22 protein-coding genes are annotated in these 26,612 nt (G+C 40.4%); 21 read left to right on the top strand and 1 reads right to left on the bottom strand.

Annotated elements, in window-relative coordinates:
* The first annotated feature begins 27 nt into the window (after positions 1–27).
* The 18 genes from OCV43_RS02040 (at position 28) to OCV43_RS01955 (ending at position 20,071) form a co-directional block, all read left to right on the top strand.
* Complete coding sequence (locus OCV43_RS02040) at positions 28–996, top strand: glycosyltransferase family 2 protein (protein WP_262623284.1); 969 nt, start codon at positions 28–30, stop codon at positions 994–996.
* A gap of 61 nt (positions 997–1,057) precedes the next feature.
* A complete protein-coding gene (locus tag OCV43_RS02035; protein ID WP_022244453.1) occupies positions 1,058–1,471 on the top strand; it encodes a sugar 3,4-ketoisomerase in 414 nt (137 codons plus the stop codon).
* Between the two features lie 12 nt (positions 1,472–1,483).
* Positions 1,484–2,581: a DegT/DnrJ/EryC1/StrS family aminotransferase gene (locus OCV43_RS02030; RefSeq protein WP_262623283.1), complete on the top strand. Its 1,098-nt coding sequence runs from the start codon at positions 1,484–1,486 to the stop codon at positions 2,579–2,581.
* A 13-nt stretch (positions 2,582–2,594) separates the two neighbouring features.
* Positions 2,595–3,584: a GNAT family N-acetyltransferase gene (locus OCV43_RS02025; RefSeq protein ID WP_262623282.1), complete on the top strand. Its 990-nt coding sequence runs from the start codon at positions 2,595–2,597 to the stop codon at positions 3,582–3,584.
* Positions 3,585–3,599: 15 nt separating this feature from the next.
* Complete coding sequence (locus OCV43_RS02020; RefSeq protein ID WP_117840490.1) at positions 3,600–4,607, top strand: glycosyltransferase family 2 protein; 1,008 nt, start codon at positions 3,600–3,602, stop codon at positions 4,605–4,607.
* Positions 4,608–4,633: 26 nt separating this feature from the next.
* The gene (locus tag OCV43_RS02015; RefSeq protein WP_158561572.1) at positions 4,634–5,551 is read left to right on the top strand and encodes a glycosyltransferase family 2 protein; all 918 of its coding nucleotides are present in this window, start codon (positions 4,634–4,636) and stop codon (positions 5,549–5,551) included.
* 15 nt (positions 5,552–5,566) lie between these two features.
* On the top strand, positions 5,567–7,039 hold the full coding sequence (locus OCV43_RS02010; protein WP_262623281.1) for a flippase: 1,473 nt from the start codon (positions 5,567–5,569) through the stop codon (positions 7,037–7,039).
* Between the two features lie 11 nt (positions 7,040–7,050).
* Positions 7,051–8,235, top strand: coding sequence for a nucleotide sugar dehydrogenase (locus OCV43_RS02005; protein ID WP_262623280.1), 1,185 nt, complete (start codon positions 7,051–7,053; stop codon positions 8,233–8,235).
* 77 nt (positions 8,236–8,312) lie between these two features.
* Positions 8,313–9,953 (top strand): glycosyltransferase family 2 protein, encoded by a 1,641-nt coding sequence (locus OCV43_RS02000; protein ID WP_262623279.1) that lies wholly within the window; start codon positions 8,313–8,315, stop codon positions 9,951–9,953.
* 21 nt (positions 9,954–9,974) lie between these two features.
* Complete coding sequence (locus OCV43_RS01995) at positions 9,975–10,997, top strand: acyltransferase family protein (protein ID WP_262623278.1); 1,023 nt, start codon at positions 9,975–9,977, stop codon at positions 10,995–10,997.
* Positions 10,998–11,120: 123 nt separating this feature from the next.
* Positions 11,121–11,318, top strand: coding sequence for a hypothetical protein (locus OCV43_RS01990; protein WP_022244445.1), 198 nt, complete (start codon positions 11,121–11,123; stop codon positions 11,316–11,318).
* A gap of 120 nt (positions 11,319–11,438) precedes the next feature.
* Positions 11,439–12,845, top strand: a complete 1,407-nt coding sequence (locus tag OCV43_RS01985) for a sugar transferase (RefSeq protein ID WP_118056464.1) — start codon at positions 11,439–11,441, stop codon at positions 12,843–12,845.
* A 3-nt stretch (positions 12,846–12,848) separates the two neighbouring features.
* Positions 12,849–14,297, top strand: a complete 1,449-nt coding sequence (locus OCV43_RS01980; RefSeq protein WP_118056463.1) for a glycosyltransferase family 2 protein — start codon at positions 12,849–12,851, stop codon at positions 14,295–14,297.
* A 3-nt stretch (positions 14,298–14,300) separates the two neighbouring features.
* A complete protein-coding gene (gene cps2T, locus OCV43_RS01975) occupies positions 14,301–15,467 on the top strand; it encodes a beta 1-4 rhamnosyltransferase Cps2T (RefSeq protein WP_262623277.1) in 1,167 nt (388 codons plus the stop codon).
* Positions 15,464–16,168 carry a glycosyltransferase family 2 protein gene (locus OCV43_RS01970; RefSeq protein WP_262623276.1) on the top strand — a complete coding sequence of 235 codons (705 nt, stop codon included), beginning with the start codon at positions 15,464–15,466 and terminating at the stop codon, positions 16,166–16,168. The genes cps2T and OCV43_RS01970 overlap by 4 nt, the downstream gene beginning before the upstream one ends.
* Before the next feature lie 102 nt (positions 16,169–16,270).
* The gene (locus OCV43_RS01965) at positions 16,271–17,419 is read left to right on the top strand and encodes an LCP family protein (RefSeq protein ID WP_262623275.1); all 1,149 of its coding nucleotides are present in this window, start codon (positions 16,271–16,273) and stop codon (positions 17,417–17,419) included.
* 142 nt (positions 17,420–17,561) lie between these two features.
* A complete protein-coding gene (locus OCV43_RS01960; RefSeq protein ID WP_262623274.1) occupies positions 17,562–18,623 on the top strand; it encodes an SGNH/GDSL hydrolase family protein in 1,062 nt (353 codons plus the stop codon).
* Entirely contained in the window at positions 18,620–20,071 is a 1,452-nt protein-coding gene (locus OCV43_RS01955) for an MBOAT family O-acyltransferase (RefSeq protein ID WP_262623273.1), read from the top strand. The genes OCV43_RS01960 and OCV43_RS01955 overlap by 4 nt, the downstream gene beginning before the upstream one ends.
* On the opposite strand, the gene OCV43_RS01950 is transcribed toward OCV43_RS01955, so the two are convergent.
* A complete protein-coding gene (locus OCV43_RS01950) occupies positions 20,052–21,026 on the bottom strand; it encodes a glycosyltransferase family 2 protein (RefSeq protein ID WP_117697452.1) in 975 nt (324 codons plus the stop codon). The two genes, OCV43_RS01955 and OCV43_RS01950, sit on opposite strands and share 20 nt — an antisense overlap.
* Positions 21,027–21,219: 193 nt before the next feature.
* Here OCV43_RS01950 and OCV43_RS01945 point away from each other — a divergent pair, with 193 nt between their 5' ends.
* The 3 genes from OCV43_RS01945 to OCV43_RS01935 form a co-directional block, all read left to right on the top strand.
* Entirely contained in the window at positions 21,220–22,539 is a 1,320-nt protein-coding gene (locus tag OCV43_RS01945) for an ArnT family glycosyltransferase (protein WP_227700565.1), read from the top strand.
* Positions 22,540–22,674: 135 nt separating this feature from the next.
* Positions 22,675–24,501, top strand: coding sequence for a glutamine--fructose-6-phosphate transaminase (isomerizing) (gene glmS, locus OCV43_RS01940; protein ID WP_262623272.1), 1,827 nt, complete (start codon positions 22,675–22,677; stop codon positions 24,499–24,501).
* 635 nt (positions 24,502–25,136) lie between these two features.
* Positions 25,137–26,612: S1C family serine protease (locus tag OCV43_RS01935; RefSeq protein WP_262623271.1), on the top strand; the 1,476-nt coding region annotated here is incomplete at its 3' end.

The following is a 26,612-nucleotide window of genomic DNA, read 5'->3' as shown; positions in this document are numbered from 1 at the left end:
TGTATAAGTTAACAAGAAGGAGCAACGATGAAATTTACTGTTTTAATCGTAACCTATCATCCGGACTGGAAGAAATTATTAGTTACACTGGATTCTGTCATGGCACAGACCTTTAAGGATTATGAAATCGTAGTCTCAGATGATGGTTCAGAAGAAAACTGTTTTGATAAGATAGAAGCATATTTTGCGGCACACCAGTTTGCAAATTATACCCTTATTCCTCATGAGAAGAATCAGGGAACAGTAAAGAACCTCATAGATGGTCTGGCAAAAGCAAAGGGTAAATATGTCCGGGATTTTGGACCGGGGGATGCATTCTATAATGAACATACCCTGCAGCAGGTGTATGACTTTATGGAAGAGAATCAGTATGAGTCCTGTTTTGGGCTGATGCGGGGCTATTGCCGCAGGGAAGATGGCGGTGTAGATTATGTGGAATTTCCGCATCCCTTTGATTTATCTCCATATAAGAACTGGAATGAGGATAAGATTGTAAAGAATCTGGTGCTGTATCGGGACAATGCTTCTGGTGCATGTACCTGTTATACCGTAGACTATTATATGACTTATCTTAAGAAGATAGAGGGAACGGTCATTTATGCAGAAGATATTTTTCAGATGATGGCAGGCTTAGATGGCAGACCGATGCATTTCTTCCCGGATTATCTGGTATGGTATGAAGCCGATACCGGAGTATCCACTAAGAAGAAAAGCGGCTTCTCGGAGCTTCTTGCACAGGATGTAGACCGGTTCTATGCCATGATTCAGGAGCAGTACAGCGAAAATCCATATGTGAAGAAGCAGAAAAAGGTATTGGGATTATATAAAATCAGAAATCTTTATCTTCGTACTTTGTTACGGCTGTTCCGTAATCCGGATGCCATCCGTTATCTTATAAGCCATATGCTGCAGGCACGAAAAGGCGCATACCGGCCATCACATCAGCAGAAGGGATTTTTGGATAATCCGGAATTCGGCAAAGAAAAAGCAGAGTAAGAGTAAGAAAAGAATTAAAATAGAAAGTGAAGCACAGCAATGTGGAAGAAGGAGAATGTCCATGGAAGTGATTAAGTACAGATTTCAGCAGCATGGGGATGAACGCGGTCAGCTGGTAGCATTGGAAGAGATGCGTGATATTCCATTTGAAATTAAGCGTGTTTACTATATGTATGATACCGTAGATGGTGTACGAAGAGGCTATCATGCACACCGGTGTTTAGAGCAGATTCTGATTCCGATTCATGGAACCTGTAAGATTCATCTGGATAACGGCAGTGAGACGGCAGAGGTCTTATTGGACAAGCCATATGAAGGCTTATATATTGCAAATAATATGTGGCGGGAAATGTATGATTTCTCCGAGGATGCGGTGCTGATGGTACTGGCATCAGAATATTATGATGAAAATGATTATATCAGGGATTATGATAAATTTCTTGCATTTGTAAAAGAGGAAAATAAGGATAAGTAAAGGAGAATTGCCATGAAAATACCATTTGTGTCATTTGAGAAAATGCATGATGAAATCAAGGACGAACTTACCGGAAAATTTCAGCAGGTTTTAGCAAAAAACTGGTTTATCCAGGGAGAAGAATTAGCAAAGTTTGAAGAAGAGTATGCCGCATATTGTGGTGTGAAATACTGTGTAGGTGTAGGTAACGGACTGGATGCACTGTTCCTTCCACTGAAAGCATATGGAATCGGAACAGGCGATGAAGTCATTGTTCCATCCAATACCTTTATTGCAACTGCACTGGCAGTTTCTTATACAGGTGCAACTCCGGTATTTGTAGAGCCGACTTTAGAGTCCTTTGACATTGACCCGGCAAGAATCGAAGAGAAGATTACTGATAAGACCAAAGCAATTATGGCAGTACATCTTTATGGACAGCCGGCACCAATGGATGAAATCATGGAGATTGCAAAACGTCACAATCTGAAAGTAATCGAAGATTCTGCACAGGCACATGGCGCACTCTATAAGGGAAAACATGTGGGTAGTCTTGGAGACGGAGCCGGATTCAGTTTTTATCCGGGCAAGAACTTAGGTGCATTAGGAGATGCCGGAGCTTTTGTAACCGATGATAAAGAACTGGCAGATAAAGTACGTGCCCTTGGCAACTACGGTTCTGATTATAAATATCATCATATCTATCAGGGAAATAACTCCAGACTGGATGAGATGCAGGCAGCTTTCTTAAGAATTAAATTAAAGAATTTAGACCGCTGGAATGCAAACCGTATTGAGACAGCAGAGAAATATCTTGCCGGAATTAAGAATCCGGAAATCGCTCTGCCAACTATAATGCCGGATACGAAGCATGTATTCCACATCTTTGCAATCCGCTGTGCACGCAGGGATGAATTAGAGAAGTTCTTAAATGAAAAGGGAATTGGAACCAATAAACATTATCCGATTCCAATGCATCTGCAGGGCGCATATGAAAGCCTTGGCATCAAAAAGGGAGAGCTTCCACTGGCAGAAGAGATTTCTGCAACAGAGCTTAGCATTCCGATGTATTATGGAATGACAGAGGAAGAAACCGGATATGTCATTGATACAATCAATGCATTCAAATAGAAGAGGAGAGACTATGTTTCGATTTGAAAAATATGAGGACAGTTTAGAGGAACAGTGGGATAAATTTATCGCAGAAAAATCCATAAACGGAACCTTTTTACAGAGCCGCCGGTTCTTCAATTATCATCCGGCAGGCAGATTTAAAGATGTATCTTTGGTAGTATATAATGAGAAAAATAATATTGCAGCACTGATTCCGGCATGTGAATTAGAGCAGGATGGGAAAAAGGTATTTTTCTCCCACAAAGGAACCACCTTTGGCGGTATCATTATCGACAAGAAGCATCACAATGCCAAACATGTAGTGGTATTAGTAGAAGAATTAAAGGATTATCTTAAGGAGCAGGGCTATGATGAGGCTTACCTTAAGATGACTTCTGATATTTTCTCAGAAGTAGAAAGTGATTTATTCCAGTATGCATTTCAGCATGCAGGCTATACGGAGCATAAGGAACTGAGCACTTATGTAAACTATGCTACCTATAAAGAGGCAATTCTATCTAACTTTGCACAGGGAAAACGTACCAATGTACACAACTGTGAGAAGGAAGGTCTGGAATGCAGACCGCTGACGACAGATGATGAGATTAAAGAATTCTATGATATTCTCTGTGAGAACCTTTCCAAGTATGATACCAAACCGGTACATACTTTAGCAGAGCTTTTAGATTTCAAGAATGACCGTTTCCCGGAGGAATGCGGCTTCTTTGGCATCTTCAAAGAGGATGAAATGTTAGCTGGCTCCATGATGTTTTATTTCGATAAAGTAGGCTGTGCCCATACACAGTATCTTGCTGCAAGACAGGCGTTTAATAAATTAAGCCCGATGACCTTTATGTATTATTCCATGATTGTGGAAATGAAGAATCGTGGCTATAAACGGATTTCCTGGGGAACAGCAACCGAAGATTTGGGTAATTATCTGAATATGGGACTGATTACCAGTAAAGAAGACTTCGGAAGTTCCTATTGTAATAACCTGACCTACTCAATTACATTGTAGGCACTGGAGGATAGTATGAAAGTAAGCGTCCTTGTGACTTTTTATAATCAGGAAGATTATGTGGATGAGGCATTGCAGAGTGTTTTTGACCAGAAATGTGATTTTGATTTTGAGGTGCTGATTGGTGACGATGGTTCTACCGATGGCACCATGGCAAAATTACAGAAATGGAAGCAGAAATATCCGGACAGAATGGAAATTTATGTGATGGACCGGGAACCTGGTGTGAAATACAACAGCAGCCAGCGGGCATCAAGAAACCGTCTGAATCTTTTGCAGTATGTAAAGGGAGAGTATTTTGCTTATCTCGATGGGGATGATTTCTATATCGATGACCATAAACTGCAGAAGCAGGTAGAGATTATGGATCAGCCGGAAAATGCAAAATATGCAGTCTGTGCCCACAATGTCTATGCCTATGATGAGAAGACGAAAGAAAATACACCATTTTTAAACTGCAATCATACGATGAAATTAAAGGGAAAAACCTACTGGGGACGTTTCTATTTCCATCCGGATTCTATTCTGATGCGAAGTGCCTATATCAAGGATATTCCGATGGATGTGGTAGCAGATTATTTTAATGATAATACCATTACGTTCTGTTTTATCAAGCATGGGGATGTATATTATATGCCGGATATTATGGCGAGCTATCGTCAGACCGGAGACGGCATCTGGACGGGAAATTCCCGGTTTATCAACTATCTTAGAAATTTGATGGACTATGACTTGGAACAGAAGATTGCACCGGAATTTATCCGATACAGTCTCGTACGTCACCGGGCAGATATGAGTTTCATGCATAAATGTAAGGAACAGCCAGCCGGAGAAAAGGTGGCTTTCTATGAGGAAAAGATAAAAAAAGACGGACTTACAGTATCCGAGGCGTGGTTAGAATATTGCAAGACCGGAAAGATGTCTGATAAAAAGGCATTAAAATTATACCGGAAGGCAATGCTTTGGTATTTTGTATGCCATGTAAAATGGCTGTTCATTGACAGTTTATTATTACACAATTAGGATATCTGGAATGGATGGAATCAAAGATGAGTGAGAAGAAAAAATTTGGCTTTGTGGTATTGCATTATTGCACTCTTGATATGACAAAGAAGTGTATTGCGGCAATTCAGGAGAAAATGGCACAGGCTGATTATGAAATTGTGGTAGTAGATAATGCGTCCGGCAACGGAACCGGTAAAGATTTAGCAGAGTGCTATAAAGACACAGAGCATGTAAGTGTTCTTTTGAGTAAGGAAAATCTCGGCTTTGCCAAAGGCAACAATCTTGGCTATGTATATGCAAGAGAAGAGCTGCACTGTGATTTTATCTGCGTGATGAATAATGATGTGATTTTATTGCAGGATAACTTTGCACAGCTGGTGGAGGCAGCCTATGAAGCACATCAGTTTGCAGTAATGGGACCGCATATTGAATTAAAGGATGGCAGGGAAAATGCCATGTATTATGAAATTGCATCCATTGAGGGTTTGAAAAAAGAACGCCATGTATATGAGACGAGATTAAAACACATTACCTCTTCCATTTATCCGCTTTGGAATCTTTGGGACAGAGCAAAGCTGCTGCTTCGCATCTTCCTTGGAAAGATTCATGTGATGCCGGAATTAAAGAAACATGAAGACTGCACAGAAGGCTCCTTGGAATATCAGGATGAGCTGGTACTGCATGGCTGCTGTCTGATTTTCTCGCCGATTTATCTTACAAAATATAAAGATGCATTCGTGCCGGATACCTTTATGTTCCGGGAAGAAGAACTTTTATATTTAAGATGTAAAGAAGCGGGAATACCGATGGTATACTGTCCGGAGGTAAGAATTCTTCATCTTGAGGATATCTCTACGGATTATATTTATAAGACCGAGCGTAAAAAAGAAATCTTTAATCTGGAGAATCAGATTAAATCGCTTGGAATTCTCTTGGAACATTTAGAGGTAATGCAGAAGTAACAGCGAGGACATATTGTGAAAGAAGTAAAATCAATCAAATTTAACTTTATAATGAATCTGATTCGGGTTTTGATGACGATATTATTCCCACTGATTACCTATCCGTATGCAACGCGGGTACTGAATTCTGCCGGAGTAGGACGGGCTGCCTATGTAGCATCCATTGTCAGCTATTTTCAGCTGATAGCATCCTTTGGTGTCAATAATTATGCCATTACAGAGGGCGCAAAAATCCGTGATGATAAAGCAAAATTAAATAAATTTGCTTCGGAGATGTTTTTTATAAATCTGGTATTTACGGTGCTTGCCTATATCGGATTTGCAGGAGCGTTGTTCCTGCCGAAGTTTGACGGCTATGAAATGCTGCTGTTAATCAGCAGTTCTACGATTCTATTTACCACCCTTGGTATGGAATGGCTTTATGAACTGTTGGAAGAGTATGAATATATTACGATTCGTTCCGTTATTTTCCAGGTGGTAGCACTTGTAATGCTATTTGTGCTGGTGCGGAATGAAGGTGATGTGGCATGGTATGTGGTATTGACTGCGGTATCTACCGTTGGCTCCGGTGTGCTGAATTTTATTCACAGCAGACATTACATCCATTTATTTGAAACAAGAGTCCATTGGACTGATATCAAGGTTCATATGAAACCGATGGTATATATGTTTGGCGTTTCGATTGCATCTGTTATTTATCTCAATTCCGATATTACAATGTTGGGATGGATGAAGGGAGATAAGGATGCGGGAATCTATACAACGGCATCGAAGATGAATCAGGTTTTGTGTACGCTGATTAAATCTCTGAGTACGGTTATCATGCCCCGGATGGCATATTATCTTGAAAATGACCAGAAGGATAACTTTGACCGGCTGTTAAAACAGGCATTCCGTTTTATGATGATGTTAATTGTACCATGTATGGTGGGTATGCTTTTGATTTCGCCGGAAGTCATTCATCTGATATCCGGTAAGAATTACAGCGAGTTTTTCCCGAGTGTTACAACATCGAGAATTCTTGCCATCAATTTGTTCTTCTCGCCGATTAACGGCTTTATTGCATATCAGATATTTATGCCAAAGAAGAAAGAGAAGATTATTTTCTGGGCAACCTTGGGAGGCGCAATCAGTAACCTTATCATTAACTACCTGCTGATTCCGGTATTAAGCTACGATGGAGCAGCAATTGCTACCGTACTGGCAGAGGCAATGGTAATGTTAATCTGCATTATCTTAGGACATAAGATGATACCGTTTAAGGGAATGATGCAGGGTGTCTGGAAATATGTCATCGCATCCGTTCCGATGGTCATTGCATATGTGCTGTTTCAGAAGGTAACTTTCAACAGTTATTTGATTTATATGTTACTGATGATTATAATTGGAGTAGTAACCTATGGCATTATGCTTTTAATCTTAGGGGATGAACTGGTGCGTGAAGAAGTACGCATGATATTTGGAAAATTAAAACACAATGAAAAATAAGGAGGATACACATGAAAATTGCAGTAGCAGGAAACGGTTATGTGGGATTGTCAAATTCCATTTTATTAGCACAGAATAATGAGGTATGGGCAGTCGACATTGTTGAAGAGAAGGTCGATCTGATTAATCATAAGAAATCTCCAATCGTCGATAAGGAGATTGAAGAATATTTAGCAGAGAAACCATTGAATCTGCGGGCTACCACAGATGCAAAGGCAGCATATGAAGGAGCAGATTTTATTATCATTTCCACTCCGACCAACTATGATGAGAAGAAGAATTACTTTGATACATCATCCGTAGAAGCCGTAATCAAGCTGGTTATGGAATATGCACCGGATGCAATTATGGTTATCAAATCTACAGTTCCGGTTGGCTATACCGAAAAAGTAAGAGCGCAGTTTGGCAGCAAAAATATCATCTTCTCTCCGGAATTCTTAAGAGAAGGAAGAGCATTATATGATAACCTCTATCCATCCCGTATCGTAGTGGGATATCCGAAAGAGGATGAAAGCTTAAGGGCAAAGGCAGAAGAGTTCGCCGGCTTATTAAAACAGGGTGCTATCAAAGAGGATATTCCGGTATTATTAGCACACCTCACCGAGGCAGAAGCAATCAAATTATTTGCAAATACTTATCTTGCACTGCGTGTTTCCTATTTTAATGAGCTGGATACCTATGCAGAGGTAAGAGGATTAAATACCAGACAGATTATCGAAGGCGTAGGCTTAGACCCGCGAATCGGTAACTATTATAACAATCCGTCCTTCGGATATGGCGGATACTGCCTGCCAAAGGATACCAAGCAGTTACTGGCAAATTATGCGGATGTTCCAAATGATATTATCGGAGCAATCGTTGCAGCTAATACGACAAGAAAAGATTTCATTGCACAGCAGATTTTAGATAGAAATCCTTCTGTAGTAGGTATTTATCGTCTGACCATGAAGACCAATTCCGATAACTTCCGCCAGTCTTCTATTCAGGGCGTTATGAAACGTCTGAAAGCAAAGGGCATTGAAGTAGTGATTTATGAGCCAACCTTAAAGGACGACAGCTTCTATAATTCCAAAGTAATCCATGACTTAGACGAGTTCAAGAAGATGTCCGATGTTATTGTATCCAACCGTAACAGTGCAGACTTAGAGGATGTGCAGGACAAGGTATATACCAGAGATATTTATGACAGAGATTAATTTTAGAAAATAAAGCTGCCTGATTAGAACGACGAGATTAGCGCAGTGAGATTAGAGCAGTGAAAAAAGGAGACAAGATGAAACTGAGCCTTTATAACCTCAGAAAAGGTTTCCGATATTTAAAAAATTATGGTTTAAAGGAATTCTTTATCCGCCTGAAAGAAAAAGGAGAACCGGAGCAGATTTCCTATGCGGAATATGCAGCAGGCCATAAGGTGACAGAAGCACAACTTAAGATACAGACAAAAGAATCTGATAAGTGGTCCTATCGACCGCTTATCAGTTGTGTTTATATGGGAGAAAATAGAGAAGATGCGTTGGCTATGTTAGAACAGCAGAGTTATACCAACTGGAATCTAACCTGTATCAATAAGCTTTGTACCGGAAAAGAAATAGAACTTTCCGGGGAATATGTAGCGCTTATTGAGGCGGGTGACACCATAGAACCGGATGCTTTATACGAGCTTGCCCATGCCATTGCTTTTCCAAAAGAGACAAAGCAGTCAGGAATTCACTGGGAAGAAATCGGAAAGCCGGATTTGATTTATACGGATGAAGATGTCAGATGTCCGGATGAATCAAAGACAACGGAGACAGCAGAGCCTCTTTTAAAGCCGGACTTCAGCCCGGATTATCTGGAAAACTACTGTTATATCAGACATTTATGCTGCATCAGAAAAACGGTATTCCTGCAGGCACTGAAAGAAAATGACGGAAATCCTGCAATAGAAGAACTGATCTGCCGGGCGGCAAAGCAGTCCGATAGTATCATCCATATTCCCAAAGTGCTTTATCATACAAAGGCGGAGCATGCACCGAGAGTAGAACATGCCTCTATGGCAGCGGGTAGTCACGAAAAGAAGCAGCCACTGGTATCTATTCTGATACCGAATAAAGACGAAAAAGCTTCTTTGGAAAAATGCATCACATCCATTCGGCAGGGCAGCTACCGGAATTATGAGATTATCATTATAGAAAATAACAGTAAAAGCGAAGAAATCTTTGATTATTATAAAGAGCTGCAGATGCAGTATCCGGATATCCGTGTGGTAGAATGGAAACCTGAAATACCGGGTACTTTTAATTATTCAGCCATTAATAACTATGGAGCATCCTATGCAAAGGGTGAATATCTTTTGTTCTTAAACAATGATATTGAGATTATAACAAAGGATTACATGGAACGGATGCTTACCCTGTGCGGAAAAGAAAATACCGGAGCAGTGGGAGCAAAGCTTTATTACCCGGATGATACGATACAGCATGCCGGAATTGTCATAGGCATCGGTGGACATGCCAGAGGAATTGCAGCCAATATGTGTGTAGGACAGGTACGCAGCGATAGTGGGTATATGTATAGGGCCAGCCTGCGGCAGAATTTAAGTGCAGCAACAGCAGCATTTCTTATGGTGCCGGCGAAGGTGTTTCGTGAGGTGGACGGATTCTGCGAAGCTTTATCAGTAGCATTTAATGATGTGGATTTGTGTCTTAAAATCCGGAAGAAGGGTTATCTTATTATATATGAACCATCCGTAGAAGCGTACCATTATGAATCAAAGTCCAGAGGACAGGAGGATACAGAGGAGAAAGTACGCCGTTTTCAGGAAGAGATTGAATATATGAGAACCCACTGGATTGATATTTTAAAGCAGGGAGATCCCTATTATCATCCCGGACTGACCCGTTACCGGACAGATTATTCTTTAGGACAAAAATAAAAGTGAGGTTAGATATATTTTATGAAAGAAAGAAAAACATATTTAGACATTATAAGAAGTAGTAGCGTATTAATTATAGTATTATTTCATTTTAGCTGTTTACTGGAAGATTTTAATTATAAAGGGTATAACAATTTTTTTCTCCATTATGCAAATGGAAAATGGGGAAGAGTGGGAGTCTTTTTGTTCTTTATGATCTCTGGAGCAGGATTAATGTTAAGTAGTAAAAAGGGATTTGAGTGGAAAAAATTTTTGAAAAAGCGTTGGGTAAGAATATTTCCATTATTTTATTTATGCTATATCCCACTTTATTTTGTTGATGCAATTTTTGTACATAAAGATTTTTTGTATGCGGGTAGTCCGTGGAAGTTTTTCTTAACTATTATTGGGATGGATGGCTATTTAAAATCTGTGGTAGAAGATTATTATATTATAGGAGAGTGGTTTTTAGGAGCATTGATAATCATATATATTTGCTTCCCTTTGTTGAAAAAAATATTTGATGGAAAATTTAGAAAGATTTTTTCAACAGTATTGATTATATTGGTGGTAGTTAATAATTTCTTTCATATCCCATTTATTCCAGAAAGAGAATGGATAGTATTTGACATTTTTGCATTTTGGAGTGGTATGTTATTGACGGAGTATGATAATATTTTGAAAAGGCGTATGAACCTAATTATAGCCATAGTATTATCTATGATATTATTATGGATTAAAATTCCATTGCTTTGGAATACCGATATAGTAGTCGTTTTGTTGGGATATTCGTTGTTTGTAATTGGAGTACATTGTCCAGATAGAGTAGATGGACGTATTGTATCAATGCTTGGCAAATATTCCTATGCTATTTTTTTGACGCACCATGTTATACAGGCATTCTATTTTGAAATGTTTTCGACAACAATTACAAAAGTTACGGTTATTCCTATCATTATTTTGTTAAGTAGTATTACTTTGTTGGTTTCTATATTAGCAACTAAAATTAACACATTAGTAATTGATTGTTTTGCAAGGTGTGGTCAAAGAATGAAAAAAAAATAGAAATGGATTCTTGCTAGTCCAATTAATTATTTAATATGAAAATTAAATGTGCATTCTATTTACAGGAAGTGTTATACTATATAAAATTAGAAAAAAACATGTAACAGGGAGGTAGAGTTACACATGATGAAAGTTTATATTTGTCCGAAATGTGGCTGGATACGGACGGTTTCAAGAAGAAATGAAGTGGAATGTTTTAAATGTGGAAATGAAAAGATGGTTCTGGCAAAGATTCCTTATGAAAAATATGGGAAGATGAGTGAGAAAGAACGGAAAGACTATTCGGAAAGCTGGCTGTATATTCACAGAAACAGCATTTGACAGAAGAAGAACATACTTTTTTCACAGAAAATTAAGAAAGAATTCGGTTGTACCTGACAGGGTAGGACTGGTATAATATTCCTAAAAAGATGGCTTGTATTGCATAAGAGGGAATAGATTATGTATAAAAAAGAACGAAAAAGCTGGATGAAGCATCTTGACTTTACGATTCTGGATATTATCTGTCTGGAACTTGCATATGCCTTATCCTATTTTATGCGTTTTGGAAGAAAAAATGAGTTTTTAAATGAGGAATATCAGCGATTAGCGGTAGTCCTTATTTTGATTGATATCTGCGTGGTATTTTTCGGCGAATCCTATAAGAGCATTCTGCGGAGAAAGAATACGCAGGAATTTAAGCATGTTGTTGTTCATGCAACAATCATTGTTGCCGGAATGATGGTATATGGATACTGGACCAGACAGTCTGACTTCTCCAGACAGATTTTCCTGATGTTCTGGGGACTGTCTATGATTTTTGAATTTGTCGGCCGTTCCGGGCTTAAGAATTTTATTAAGAAAAAGATGATGAATGACAGAAATCTGTCTGCCATGATAGTGGTAACGACAGATGAACTGGTGGAGAGCTGTCTTAAGGAATTTGAAAATCTGCCATATCGGGAATTTGCCGTGCACGGAGTTGTTGTAGTGGATGCAATGCGTAAGGGAGAAATTATCCGGGGCATTCCGGTGGTAGCAAATGCAGATGATTTCTTTGAATATGTAAAAAATAATGTGGTAGATGAAGTATTTATCAATGGCAATACTATAGCCAGCAGCCAGGCACTGGCAGATGATCTGCTGGAAATGGGCGTTACGGTACATTTTAATCTGGTACATGCTTCCAAGCTGATGCCGAATAAAGTAATCGAGCAGTGTGGAAATTATATGGTTTTAACTTCCAGTATGTGTATTGCAACACCACGTCAGTTGTTTTTTAAACGTCTGATGGACATTGTAGGCGGTTTTGTGGGATTGGTGATTGCCGGTATTGCTACCATTATTTTTGCACCGATTATTAAGAAGCAGTCACCAGGACCGATTTTCTTTTCCCAGATTCGTGTGGGAAAAAATGGCAGGAAATTCCGCTTTTATAAATTCCGTTCCATGAATGTAAATGCAGAAGAACAGAAAAAAGAGCTGATGGGGCAGAATGAGATGTCAGGGCTGATGTTTAAGATGGAAGATGATCCGAGAGTATTTCCGGTTGGCAGGTTCATGCGGAAGTTTTCCATTGATGAACTGCCACAGTTCTGGAATATTTTAAAAGGGGATATGAGTCTGGTAGGCACAAGACCGCCGACGGAGGAAGAATTTGCCGGATATGAGGCAAGGCACCGGGCAAGACTCGGAATTAAGCCGGGGCTTACCGGAATGTGGCAGGTCAGTGGAAGAAGTGACATTACGGATTTTGAAGAAGTGGTACAGCTGGATACCTACTATATTACAAACTGGTCACTGGCATTGGATATTAAAATCTTGTTTAAGACCATTCAGGTTGTTGTAACAGGAAAAGGATCGAAGTAAGCAATGGGATTAACGAAAAAGGCTGCATATGCAGTTGGAATGATACGCAAGCATGGACTCCGGGGACTGGCGATTAAAGTAATGGAAACAAAATATGAGCCCATAGACCATGAATATACGAAAAACTGGCAGAATTATATGGTGACAAAAGAAGAATGGAAGGTGCAGCGGAATACGTTGTTTGAACATATGCCGCTGGTTTCTGTTGTAGTACCATTATATGAGACACCGGAATGCTTCTTACGGGAACTGATAGAGGGCATGCTGGGACAGTCCTATGAAAACTGGGAACTGTGTCTTGCAGATGGAAGCCCTACTGATAAAATCGAACGTTTTCTTGCAGAAAATTATAAAGAGGATGCAAGAATACGTTACCGCAGACTGTTGGAAAATGGTGGGATTTCAGAGAATACCAATGAGGCAGTTGCGATGGCAATGGGTGAATATATCGGATTATTGGACCATGATGATGTGCTGGCTGCCAATGCCCTTTATGAAGTGGTGCGGATGTTAAATGCCCATCCGGATGCACAGGTGATTTATTCCGATGAAGATAAAATTGATGCAGAATCCGGGATACACAGCCGGCCACATTTTAAGACGGATTATAATCCAGAATTGCTGATGCATTATAATTATATCTGCCATTTTCTGGTAGTAAAGAAGACCATGTTAGAGAAGGTGGGGGATTTCAATCCCTGCTATGATGGTGCCCAGGACTATGAACTGGTGCTCCGCCTGACGGAGCAGACGGATGCCATTTATCATATTCGAAAGATTCTTTATCATTGGAGAATACACAGTGGTTCCACGGCAGGCAGTTCCCTGTCCAAGGATTATGCCTATGATGCGGGAAAGCGGGCATTGGAAGCTTACGTGCAGAGGCGGAAAATCCCGGCAGAGATTAAAGAAGCCCAGGGGCATAATTCTTATGAAGTGATTTATGAACAGGAAGTTCCGGAGCCGGAGCTTATTAATCTTGCGGAAATAAAGGAAAAAGATGCTTTAAATGAACTGGTAGAAAACAGCACAAGGGAATATCTTTTCATTTATGACAGCCGTCGCACCAGATTGCTTGGGGAGAGAGAACGAAAAGAACTGGCACAATATGCCTGCTTAAATAAAGTGGGACTGACAGGTGTCCGGTTTAAAAAGCACCGGAAGTTAGTTTCGGCAGGCATTGGCGTATTACCGGATGGAAAGAAGGGATACCTTTTTGAAAAACTTCCGGTCTGCTTCAAGGGATATTTCAACCGGGCAGTGCTTCCGCAGAATGTCAGCGCCGTTCCGTTGGAACAGTGTATCATAAAGAAAGAAGCATATCTTAAGGCTGGCGGAATTGCTCTGGATAAAGAACCGTTAGAGAGAGCAATAGATTTTGCCGGACGTCTGCAAAAAGCGGGATATCAGATTATGCTGGATGCAAAACTTACAGCAGTTTATAAGGGATAGAAAATGAAACATGTATTTATTATAGGAAGTAAAGGAATTCCGGCGGCTTACGGTGGGTTCGAGACATTTGTAGAGAATCTGACCGGACAGGCAGTCAGTGAAGACATTCAGTACCATGTGGCGTGCATGTCTGACCATAATGAAGAATTTACTTATCATAATGCGAAATGCTTCCGGGTGAAGGTGCCGGATATCGGACCAGCGAGAGCCGTGTATTATGATTTGGCAGCATTTCGTTACTGCATTCAGAAAATTAAAAAAGAAAAGATAGAGGATGCCGTTGTCTATGTGCTGGCATGCAGAATCGGACCATTTGTGGGGCACTTTAAAAGGCAGCTGCACCGGTTGTCTGGTACACTTTATGTAAATCCGGATGGACATGAATTTATGCGGGCAAAATGGAATAAATGGATTCGTAAATACTGGAAATATTCGGAAAAGGGAATGGTAAAGCACGCAGATTTATTAGTCTGTGATTCAAAGAATATTGAACAGTATATCAGGGATGAATATCATAAATATCAGCCGAAGACCACATTTATCGCATATGGAACACTATCTTATAAAGCAGGTGAACCAACAGAGGATTTGCTGGCATGGTATCAGAAGTTTGATATCAGAAAAGAAAATTATTATCTTATCGTCGGAAGATTTGTCCCGGAAAATAATTACGAGACAATGATTCGGGAATTTATGGCATCTGATTCCACAAAAGATCTTGTAATCATCACAAATGTGGAAGAAAATGCTTTTTATGAAAGTTTAAAAGAGAAAACCGGCTTTTTAAATGACAAGCGGATTAAATTTGCAGGAACCGTGTATGATGCTGCATTGCTGGCAGAAATCCGCTGCTTTGCGTATGGATATTTCCATGGACATGAGGTGGGAGGAACCAATCCATCCCTTCTTGAGGCACTCAGTACCACAAAACTGAACCTGCTTTTAGATGTGGGCTTTAATAAAGAAGTGGGGGAAGATGCCGCACTGTACTGGAATAAGGAAAATGGAAATCTTGCCACTCTGATTCAGAAAGCAGATACTATGGATGAAGCAGAGAGGGAAGAGCTTGGCCGGAAAGCAAAGGACAGAATGAAGAAATGGTATAGCTGGGAAGCAATTGTACAGCAGTATGAAACACTGTTTCTTACAGGAGAGGAAGAGAGAGAATGATATCGGTCTTAGTAGTAACCTATAACGGAGAAACCTATATCAGAGAACAGATAGACAGCATACTTAAAAATATCGGACTGGGTGATGAACTGGTGGTATCGGATGATGGTTCACTGGATACTACGAGGGAAATCCTTAAGTCCTATCAGGAACAGGATGCCAGAATCCGTGTTATGGAAGGACCGGGTGAAGGCGTTATTGCCAATGTGGAAGCAGGACTTAGGGCGTGCCGGGGCGATTATATTTTCCTTGCAGACCAGGATGATGTCTGGATGCCAGATAAAGTAGAGAAAGTCATGGAAGTATTCCGGAGGAAGAAAGCCATGGTTGTGGTTCATGATGCCAGAGTGACAGATGCTGCATGCAAAGAGACACTGATGCAGTCCTTTTTTGTTTACCGCCACAGTGGAAGAGGTGCGATTAAAAATATTATTAAGAATACCTATATGGGCTGCTGCATGGCATTTCGGAAAGAGGTATTGGATGCAGTACTTCCGATTCCGAAGGATGTTACCATGCATGATCAGTGGATTGGTGTGAAATGTGATTTGAAATATCACCGCACGGTATTTTTAAAGGAACCATTGATTCTTTACCGGAGGCATGAAAAGAATGTATCCGATTTTTCCCATAACAGCGTGGGTGTAATGATTAAGAATCGCTTAATTTTTCTAAAACGGATATTAAGCTATCATGGATAATATTGACACAAAAAGTGTTTTGTTATATATTAGTTTCAATTGTTTTGAAAAAATGAATAGAAACTGTTTAACATCAGGAAAATAAGATAATGGAGATGACTTATGAGTACAAGTAGTAATAATAGAAACCGTAAAAGAAAGAAAATGACCAGACGTCAGAGAAGAAAGAGAAAATTGATTCTTTTTATAGTGGAAGTACTGGTTATCTTAATTCTTCTGGCAGCATTATTTGTAATTATTAAATTAAATAAACTCAATAATACCGGTGATTTGGATGAAGATAAGCTGAATATTAATATTGATGCCAAAACCCAGGAATTGTTAGATGGTTATACGAACATTGCATTATTTGGTATTGATAACCGCAGTACCGGCAAATATGAGTCCGGAAACAGTGACTGTATCATGATTGCAAGTATTAATAATGATACGAAGGAAGTAAGACTGATATCGGTTTACCGTGATTCTTTCCTGGCAGTAGATGATGATGACGATTTAAGAAAACTCAATGCAGCATATGCAAAAGGCGGTCCGACCGGTGCAGTTGCAGCATTGAATAAGAATCTTGATCTGGATATTAAAGAGTATGTAGCTGTGGACTTTAATGCAGTTATGGAAGTGGTAGATGCACTGGGTGGAATTGAACTTGATATTAGTTCCAAAGAAGCAGAAACCATGAAAATATATATCAATGAGATGAATGAGGTAATGGGAACCAATGGAACAGCAGTTTCCGGACCTGGACTTCAGACAGTGAACGGAATCCAGGCATTGGCTTATTGCCGTGACCGTTACAGCGGTGGTGATGACTACGGCCGTACCGAGCGTCAGAGAACCGTTATCAGTAAAATAGTCGAGAAGGCAAAAGCAGCCAGTCTTCCTACATTAAATAAGGTGATTGATAAATTATTCCCGGATATTTCCACAAGTCTTAGCAGTTCTGAAATATTGGGACTGGCAGCAGGTATCAAAGACTACGAACTGGCAGATACACAGGGCTGGCCATTCCAGCTTACCACAGAGCGTATGGGAGGAAAGCTTGGCGATGTAGTAGTTCCTACAGATCTGGAAACCAATGTGAATTTACTGCATCAGTATTTATTTGATGTAGAAGATTATGAGACAACACAGACCGTAAAGAATATCAGTAAATCCGTAATCAATGAGTCTGGAAAGACTGCTTCGGATACAGTAAGAGATACAAATCCGTTTACGGCAGAGGACACAGAGGCGGATACCCAGACACAGTAAAGAAAGATAAATAAAAATATTCATAGGAAAAGCTGTCTGGAATAGGACAGCTTTTCTTTCGCAGGAAATAAGGAAGAGACGAAAAAGAGACGGAAAACGAATTCAGAAAAGTTGTTTCTTATATCATGACAGGAGGTTCTCCATGGCGGGAAGAACATCGGAAAAAGGGAATACAACAGGAAAAACAATATTCTGCTTTATCGGAAAGGTAATAGGAGCTGGAATTACAGCATTTGCAATTCTGGCGCTTTTTTGCGTATTTTATTACAACCCTCCGGTACATGAACCATGTGGAAATGGAGTGACCAGCTATGTAAGACAGGCAGATACGTTCTGGGCGAGAGGAACGGAAGGTTTTGCCATGGGAACTACAGATGACAGTGGTTATAACAACAGTTATCCGGCGGATGGAAGAAAGACTGCTATTTTAATGATGGGTTCTTCCCAGACGGAAGGACTGTATGTCAACGAGGATGATTGTGTATCTTATTTGCTAAATGAGAAATACGCCGAAGATGGAAGCAACCGGTATGTATACAACGTGGGAATGTCAGCTCATACCATTTACCGTAATATCAGTAATTTGGAAAATGCCCTTAAGGTTTATCGGCCTGCTGAATATGTTGCGTTAGAGACCGGAACACTGGCAATGAATCCGGTAGAAGCTGCGCAGGCATTGAACCATGAAATGCCTGAGCTGACAGCGGGAAGCGGAATACCGGCACTGGAAGTATTAGAAAAGAATCCTTATATCAAGCTATTGTATCAGCAGTATAAGAATCTGCAGAGCCAGAACAATGGCGAAGCAGATGTAACGATTACGGAAAATGCCGGATATGATGTATTTGGTGATGACACCTATGCGGCCACGGAGGAACTGCTTGCCTATATCAGCAGGACAGCGGAAGAAGCAGATGTTCAGGCGGTGATTTATTATATTCCGGATATGACATTGACAGAGGGTGGTAGTTATGAATGCTCTGCAAGTGTGGACACCAGAGATACTTTTGCAGAATTATGTGGAAAATATAATATTATTTTTGCGGACATGACAGATTCCGTAGAGGAAGCCTATGTGAAAGAGCATATCGTAGCCAGTGGATTTGATAATACAACAGTTGGCTATGGGCATCTTAATGCATATGGACATGAGCTTCTGGCACAGTGCATTTATGATGCAATCGGAGAGGAGGAGCAGAGATGAGTTTTGCAAGTGTAAGCTTTTTACTGTTTTTTCTTGTAGTGCTTCTTCTTTTACTTCTTGTACAGAGGGTGCTGCCTTTTGCGGAAATAAAGCGCCGCATCATATGCCAGGGAATCCTTCTGATAGCCAGTTATGTTTTTTATGGCTGGTGGAATATGCAGCTTTGCCTGCTTTTAATGGGGATTACATGGATTTCCTTTTTTACCGCGGTAAAAAAAGATGAAAAGCATCTGTGGCAGAGCCGGATTTCTCTTCTGATTGGAGTAGGCACGCCTTTGACGGTCCTTGGAATTTTTAAATATTATGATTTCTTTGTGACTTCCTTTTGTGATGTGTTTCATCTGACACCGGGAGTGCTGAATCTGATTCTTCCGGTAGGAATTTCCTTTTATACCTTTCAGGCATTGAGCTATACCATTGATGTCTATACCGGGAAGATAGAAAAAGAAAAAAGCTTTTTGCAGTTTGCGTTGTACTTAAGTTTTTTTCCGCAGCTTGTAGCGGGACCGATTGTAAAAGCGTCGGAGTTTCTGCCACAGCTTAAGGAGAACCGGAAGGTTACACTTGCGGGACTGGAAAGTGGAATACAGATATTTGTATTTGGTATGTTTAAAAAAGTGGTACTGGCGGACAATATTTCTGTATTTGTGGATGAAGTATATCGTAGTCCGCAGATATTTGGTTCCGGAACGGTTGCGCTGGCAGTAGCAGCCTATGCCATTCAGATTTATATGGATTTTTCCGGTTATTCGGATATGGCAATCGGCTGTGCAAAATGTATGGGCTATGAATTACCGGTGAACTTTAACCTTCCATATATATCACATAATGTCAGTGAGTTCTGGAAACGGTGGCATATCAGCCTTTCAAGCTGGCTGATGCAGTATCTTTATATTCCACTGGGTGGTAACCGCAAGGGACGTATTCGTACTTATGTAAACCTGATGATAACGATGCTTTTAGGGGGACTCTGGCACGGTGCAGAATGGAGCTTTGTATTGTGGGGGGGTCTCCATGGACTGGCTCTTTGTATCCACAAGGGCTTCCGGAAACTGGCTGGGTATCAGAAAGGGCAGGAGAGAAAGAAAAATGTTCTGGTGGATACCTTATCCATCCTCGGAACGGACATTTTTGTCTGCATCTGCTGGATATTCTTCCGGGCAGAAAATGTGCCGAAGGCATGGCTGGTATTAAAACAGTTATTTGGCTTCCGGGCGGGCATTACACATCCGTACAGCTTTGCCATTGCAGCAATTATTATTCTTTGCATTGCAACAGTGGCTGCATATCTTAGGGCAGCAAAGAAAAAAGAAAAGACCGTCAATGGTTTTTATCCGGTTATGGATTTAAATCATTTCTGGTCTCTTGTGATTTTCTTTGTTGAGATAGGCCTTATCCTTGGTCTGGCTTATGTGAAGGGCAGTCCGTTTATTTATTTTCAGTTTTAGGTAAGGCAGTTTGTGTGTCTGCCATGGAGGTCTTTGGTGTCATCGGTTCATCAATAATGAATGGTGGACGGTTTCTGGTGGCATCATAAATACGCCAGATGTAGGAACCAATAATACCGATGGAAAGCATAATAATTCCCATACCCATTAAAAGTACGATTAATAATGAGGTATAGCCTTCTGCAGTTATAATTCCGGTCATTTTCCGGTAAATTGTAATAAAGAACAGAATGAGTGCAAAGAGAAATACTCCGGCACCGGCTGCAGTGACCATGGTAATCGGAAAGCTGGAGAATCCTATCAGGGAATCCGTGGCAAGTTTTATTTTTTTGTGAAGAGTCCATCGGGAATGTCCGATGGTTCTTTTTTTCCGGATATAAGGAACAGTTGCAGTCTGAAAGCCACTCCACAGGACCTGTCCCATAAGAGAGGTATTTTTTTCCTTCATTGCGACCAGCAGGTCAATGATTTGGCGGTCAATCAGAAAACTGTCAAATCCACCTTTGGGCATGGTGGGAAGTGCAACCTCCTTCATAATATAGGCATAAAGGGAAGAAACAGCTTTCTGTGTAAGAGGTTCCTCACGGTCAGCACGGGTAGCAAGTACTACCTTATTACCATCCCTGTATTTTTCTAACATACTTAAGATTAATTCGGACGGTTCCTGTAAGTCGGCAGCTTTGCGGACAGCACAATCGCCACTGCAGCGGGAGAGTCCTGCAAGAATGGCAGCATGTTCACCAAAATTACGGGATAATTTTAATGGGATAATATGTGTATCTAGGCGGGCAAGCTCGCAGATGACATCATAGGATTTATCTTTGGAACCATCATCAACCATGAGAATTTCATAGTCACAATCTAGTTTACATAAAACCTTTTCCCGCAGATCATTGTAAAGTGGAAGAAGGTTATCATGGTTAAAATACACTGGTATTACAATGGATAGTTTCATAACATTGGCTCCTTTCATAAAGTATTACTTCTTAATCCTTTATTATGATAACGTATGTTTTGGTAAAATCAATAGGGTAAAGAAAGTCTTAAGAAAATAGTAAGAGAACACTTAGTTGTCTGGATAAGTTTTCAGGAGTATAATACCAACGATTCATCATGAAGAAGAAATTAATAATGAAAAGGAAATGAGAATGGAAAAGACAAATCAGACTCTGAAAAGAGGGTATTTAATATGTTTATTTCTGGCATTGACAATTTGGAGTATGGCAACTACTTCCGGAAGCGGGCCGGATGAAGCAATGAAATATGATATCTGTAATTATATAGCGTCCCATGGAAAGCTTCCTGATGGAACGGACCCGGCGCTAAGAAATCCAATCTGGGGAATATCATATGGATTTACTCCGATTCTGTCATATATGATAAGTGGAGTTTTTTTGAAAATAGCTTTTTTATTTACCACAAATGTGTATTGGCTGTATGTGGCAGTCAGATTCACCAGTGTACTTTCCATAACCGGAATGGCATATTTGATGTTTCAGATAGGAGAGTACTTATTTCAAACCAATAGAAGCAGATTTTTGTTCGTAATGTCTGGAACCCTGCTGCCCCAGGTAATGTATCTTGGAAGTTATCTGAATAATGATTCCTTTGCATTATTTACAATTGCATGGATTATTTATGCCTGGCTTAGGGGCAGGGACAGACACTGGGACTGGAAAAGCTGTATCCTATTAGGAACTGGAATAGGGTTATGTGCATTATCTTATTATAATGCCTACGGTTATCTTTTGATGAGTATACCGTTTTTCTTTATTTCCTACTGGAAGGAAAGGCAAATAGAAGGTGAAGGAAAAAGAACTGACATGCATCGGATGTTCAGGATGGCAGCAGTAATTGCTATTGTAGCAATACTTTTAGCTGGCTGGTGGTTTATCCGGAGTGCAATATTATATGATGGTGATTTCCTTGGACTTCGAACAACGGATAAATATGGGGAAATGTATGCACAGCCGGGATTCCGTCCGTCAGAACGGCCGACGCCATATCATCAGGGCTGGTCATGGCATCAGATGTTATTTACTTCCGGCTGGCTGAGAACATCACTGATTAGCTTTATTGGAATATTAAGGACCTGCGACTGGAATCTGATGGGCAGGGGCTATCTGGGGATTGGAATACTTTTTCTTGCTGGAATTATTGGCTATCTGGCAGGCGGGTGGAAAAGAAAAATATTTTCGTCAGACAGACTGCTGCATATCACATTTCTGATATGCATGGTAATTCCATGCGGATTGAGTATTTATTATTCTTTTTATAGTGACTATCAGCCACAGGGGCGGTATCTGATGCCGATGCTGATTCCGTTTCTATATTTTGTCACGACAGGACTGACTTTGGTACTTGAAAAGATACCACAAAAAGTAAATCGTATGTTATACGGTGGAATTTATATGTTTTTCATATTGATATCTGCAGCAAGTTTTTATTATGTTCATGCGCTGATATAGATTTCAAAAAAGGACTGGATAATCCCCGGTTATTCTTATATAATGTCAAAAGGACGATAAAGACAGTTCTATAAAAGATAGGATGAAACAACAGCAATTGGAATAGAATGTAAAAGAAAAGCAGGAGGAAGAATTATGTGCGGAATTGTTGGATATATAGGGAAGAAACAGGCTGCACCAATTTTGTTGGATGGACTTTCAAAACTGGAGTACCGTGGTTATGATTCGGCAGGTATGGCAATCTTTGATGGGAAGAAGATTAACATGGCTAAGGCGACCGGAAGATTAAAGGTATTATCTGAGCTGACCCATGAGGGTGCTACCTTGCCGGGAACGGTTGGAATCGGTCACACACGCTGGGCAACCCATGGTGCACCGAGTGATATCAATGCGCATCCACATTTCAATGAAGCCGGTACGATTGCTGTGGTACACAATGGTATCATTGAAAACTATATGAAATTAAAGAAAAAGTTATTAGAAAAAGGCTATAAGTTCCAGTCAGACACGGACACTGAGGTTGTGGCCCAGCTGCTGGATTATTACTATACCGGGAATCCATTGGAGACCATTACCAAGGTCATGCATCGTGTGGAAGGTTCTTATGCACTGGGAATTATCTTTGCAGAGAATCCGGATGTTATCTATGCAGTCCGTAAGGACAGTCCTCTGATTGTAGGAAGAGGTGAGGGGGAGAATCTGATTGCATCTGATGTCCCGGCAATTTTAAAATATACCAGAGATGTATATTTTATTGAAAATGAAGAAATTGCCCGCCTCTCCGAGGAAAAAATAGAATTCTTTAATGTAGACGGGGAATCTATCGAAAAAGAATGCAAACATATCGAGTGGGATATTCATGCAGCTGAAAAAGGCGGCTATGAGCATTTTATGTTAAAAGAAATGAATGAACAGCCAAAGACCATAAGAGATACCATCAGTCCGCGTATCAAGGATGGCAGAATTGTCATCGATGAGCTTGGAATGAGTGACGAAGAAATCAGAAATATCAACAGAATTCACATTGTTGCCTGCGGTTCTGCTTATCATACCGGATTTACCAGTAAGTATATTTTCGAGGGAATGGCAAGAATTCCGGTAGAAGTAGATGTGGCATCTGAGTTCCGCTACCGGAATCCGATTTTAGAGGACGGAGCCCTTGTCATTATTATCAGTCAGTCCGGAGAGACAGCAGATTCCCTGGCAGCACTCCGTATGGCAAAAGAGCGTGGCGTTAAGACCCTTGGTATTGTAAACGTAGTTGGAAGCTCCATTGCAAGAGAGGCAGATAAAGTAATGTATACCTGGGCTGGACCGGAAATTGCAGTTGCAACTACAAAGGCATACAGTGCACAGCTTGTGGCACAATATCTTCTGGCAATTAAATTTGCACAGGTTCGTGGTAAAGTTACAGAAGCAGAAGTAGGAGAAATGCTTCGTGACCTTAAGAAGCTGCCGGATCAGGTAGAAATGTTACTGAGCCATAAAGAAAAGATCCAGAAATTTGCCAACCGTTTCATTGCAGCTAAGGATATTTTCTTTATCGGAAGAGGAATTGATTATGCGATTTCCATGGAAGGTTCTTTAAAATTAAAGGAGATTTCCTATATTCATTCTGAGGCATATGCAGCAGGTGAGTTAAAGCATGGAACCATTTCCCTGATTGAAGATGGTACACCGGTCGTTGCAGTGGCAACACAGGATGCACTGCTGAAAAAGACCATCAGCAATATTGTAGAAGTGAAGACCAGAGGCGCATTTGTCATGGCAGTCACCAATGAAGGCAATACAGAGATTGAAAAGACAGCAGATTATGTCATCTATATTCCACAGACCAATGCATATTTTGCCAATTCACTGGCAATTATTCCATTGCAGCTGTTCAGCTACTATGTAGCAGTTGGAAAGGGCTGTGATGTGGATAAACCAAGAAATCTTGCAAAATCAGTAACGGTTGAGTAATTTATAGAGCAATTGGAAAAGAAGATGCGGTTTTACTTAGAATTCTATTTCTATGAAAGGACATTTTATTTTGTGCACACTAAAATGCCAGCCGTTCTAAAATTTTGTTTTGCTTGCTTGTAAACTGTCTTTCCGTTGCTTTGACTTAAGATAGCTCCACCGTCCGTTGAATACGGATGCCACATAATGCCTGCAAGGGGCACTAAGGATTTCGGATAAAGTTTAATTCATCTGGCAACCGGCGCATATTCACATCCATGTTCAGATGCGCCTCGCTGGCACGTCCTGTGCCAGCGTTGCCGGGTGCCAGACGAAATCCTAAGTGCCCCTAACAGTCCTTATCAGGCATCCGTACTTCGACGAACGGTGGAGCTATCTATGTCAAACATTGGAAAGACTGTTTTTATAGCAAAAAGCAAAACGAAATATTAAGAACGGTGGTATTTCGGTGTGAAAATAAAATGTCCTTTTTTATAGAAAAAATTCTAATGTAAAATATATCCTCTTTTGCAGAGCTTTTTACAAATTAAACATAAAAGAAACATATTTTTCTCAATAAATAGACACAGAACTAACACAATTTATGGATATTATCATAATCAGAAAGTAACAAAGAGATGAAAGGAGTAATCTTTATGGAAAACAATTATAACAACAATTTTAACTCCGGCTCTCCTTATTCATATAATCAGACGAACCAGCAGACAGGAGACGGAACAAATACTTCATGGAGCAGTCAGGTGAACGGAAATACTTCACAGGGCTACAGTCAGGGAACCCAGTATGGACAGGGAAATGCCTATTATAGTCAGGGAACCCAGTATGGACAGGGAAATGCCTATTATAATCAGGGAACACAGCCATATGGACAGAATCAGCAGAAGAAAAAACGGAAAGAAAAAGTAAAGAAAGAACATGGTAAAGGCGGATTTGGTGTAAAACTTGCAAAATGTGCAGCTATTGCATTAGTCTTTGGATTGATTTCAGGAAGCGTATTTGCGGGAACAAATCAGTTGCTTGGAACGAAGTGGAGCAACTCTGAATCTGCTAAGACAGAGGCTTCCCTGAATAAGAGTAGCAGCGGAGATACTGTTAAGGCAGCAAATACTTCATCCAAAGCAGTAACCGATTTGACGGATGTCTCAGATATTGCAGATAATGTAATGCCATCTATTGTTGCAATTACGAATATGAGTGAAAAACAGGTAAGCACCTGGTATGGATATACTGCATCACAGCCACAGGAAAGCTGTGGTTCCGGAATCATAGTAAGCCAGGATGACCAGTACATCTATGTAGCAACGAATAATCATGTGGTATCCGGTGCCCAAAGTATTACCGTGCAGTTCTCAGATGACAGCACAGTAGCCGCAGAAGTAAAAGGAACAGATGCAGGAAGTGACTTAGCAGTCGTTGCAGTTCCGATTTCCGATATCAGCGCAGACACCTTAAGTACCATTAAGGTTGCAACCCTTGGCAATTCTGATGACTTAAGTGTAGGTCAGGCAGCAGTCGCAATTGGAAATGCGTTAGGTTATGGGCAGTCTGTTACAACCGGTGTTATCAGTGCATTGAACCGAGAGGTGTCCGTAGAAAATGAAGACGGTTCTACCACCACCAATGAACTGATTCAGACTGATGCGGCTATTAACCCTGGTAATAGTGGTGGCGCATTACTGAACGCCAAGGGTGAAGTAATCGGTATCAGTTCTGTAAAATATTCTGATACCAGTGTAGAAGGTATGGGCTATGCTATCCCGATTAATACAGCGTCTCCGATTATTGAAAAATTAATCAACCGGGAACAGGTGGATGAATCCCGTTCCGCATATCTTGGAATCTCCGGTGTAGATGTATCCTCCACCGTTGCACAGACCTATAATATGCCGGAAGGAATATATCTCTATCAGGTAAAGGAAGGTTCACCGGCAGAGCAGGCAGGCTTACAGGCAGGAGATATTATCACATCCTTTGATGGAAGCAAGGTTTCATCTACAACAGAATTAAATGATGCGATTAAGTATTGTGCAGCAGGTGATTCTGTAGAAGTTGTATTTGAACGTCAGACAGATGGACAGTATCAGGAACAGACGGTAACCGTAACTTTAGGG

This window comes from Roseburia amylophila (assembly GCF_025567465.1).
Lineage (GTDB): Bacteria > Bacillota > Clostridia > Lachnospirales > Lachnospiraceae > Roseburia_C > Roseburia_C amylophila.
The sequence above is the reverse complement of the archived record's forward strand: the minus strand, read 5'-3'. Positions and strand labels throughout refer to the sequence as shown.

Coding starts and splice junctions, on each gene's coding strand:
- OCV43_RS02005 (WP_262623280.1), top strand. CDS start 7,051: ATGAAAATTGCAGTAGCAGGAAACGGTTATGTGGGATTGTCAAATTCC.
- OCV43_RS01960 (WP_262623274.1), top strand. CDS start 17,562: ATGGCGGGAAGAACATCGGAAAAAGGGAATACAACAGGAAAAACAATA.
- OCV43_RS01995 (WP_262623278.1), top strand. CDS start 9,975: ATGAAAGAAAGAAAAACATATTTAGACATTATAAGAAGTAGTAGCGTA.
- OCV43_RS01970 (WP_262623276.1), top strand. CDS start 15,464: ATGATATCGGTCTTAGTAGTAACCTATAACGGAGAAACCTATATCAGA.
- OCV43_RS01990 (WP_022244445.1), top strand. CDS start 11,121: ATGATGAAAGTTTATATTTGTCCGAAATGTGGCTGGATACGGACGGTT.
- OCV43_RS01955 (WP_262623273.1), top strand. CDS start 18,620: ATGAGTTTTGCAAGTGTAAGCTTTTTACTGTTTTTTCTTGTAGTGCTT.
- OCV43_RS02015 (WP_158561572.1), top strand. CDS start 4,634: ATGAGTGAGAAGAAAAAATTTGGCTTTGTGGTATTGCATTATTGCACT.
- OCV43_RS02020 (WP_117840490.1), top strand. CDS start 3,600: ATGAAAGTAAGCGTCCTTGTGACTTTTTATAATCAGGAAGATTATGTG.
- OCV43_RS01965 (WP_262623275.1), top strand. CDS start 16,271: ATGAGTACAAGTAGTAATAATAGAAACCGTAAAAGAAAGAAAATGACC.
- OCV43_RS02040 (WP_262623284.1), top strand. CDS start 28: ATGAAATTTACTGTTTTAATCGTAACCTATCATCCGGACTGGAAGAAA.
- OCV43_RS02030 (WP_262623283.1), top strand. CDS start 1,484: ATGAAAATACCATTTGTGTCATTTGAGAAAATGCATGATGAAATCAAG.
- OCV43_RS02035 (WP_022244453.1), top strand. CDS start 1,058: ATGGAAGTGATTAAGTACAGATTTCAGCAGCATGGGGATGAACGCGGT.
- OCV43_RS01945 (WP_227700565.1), top strand. CDS start 21,220: ATGGAAAAGACAAATCAGACTCTGAAAAGAGGGTATTTAATATGTTTA.
- OCV43_RS01950 (WP_117697452.1), bottom strand. CDS start 21,026: ATGAAACTATCCATTGTAATACCAGTGTATTTTAACCATGATAACCTT.
- glmS (WP_262623272.1), top strand. CDS start 22,675: ATGTGCGGAATTGTTGGATATATAGGGAAGAAACAGGCTGCACCAATT.
- OCV43_RS01985 (WP_118056464.1), top strand. CDS start 11,439: ATGTATAAAAAAGAACGAAAAAGCTGGATGAAGCATCTTGACTTTACG.
- OCV43_RS02025 (WP_262623282.1), top strand. CDS start 2,595: ATGTTTCGATTTGAAAAATATGAGGACAGTTTAGAGGAACAGTGGGAT.
- OCV43_RS01980 (WP_118056463.1), top strand. CDS start 12,849: ATGGGATTAACGAAAAAGGCTGCATATGCAGTTGGAATGATACGCAAG.
- cps2T (WP_262623277.1), top strand. CDS start 14,301: ATGAAACATGTATTTATTATAGGAAGTAAAGGAATTCCGGCGGCTTAC.
- OCV43_RS02000 (WP_262623279.1), top strand. CDS start 8,313: ATGAAACTGAGCCTTTATAACCTCAGAAAAGGTTTCCGATATTTAAAA.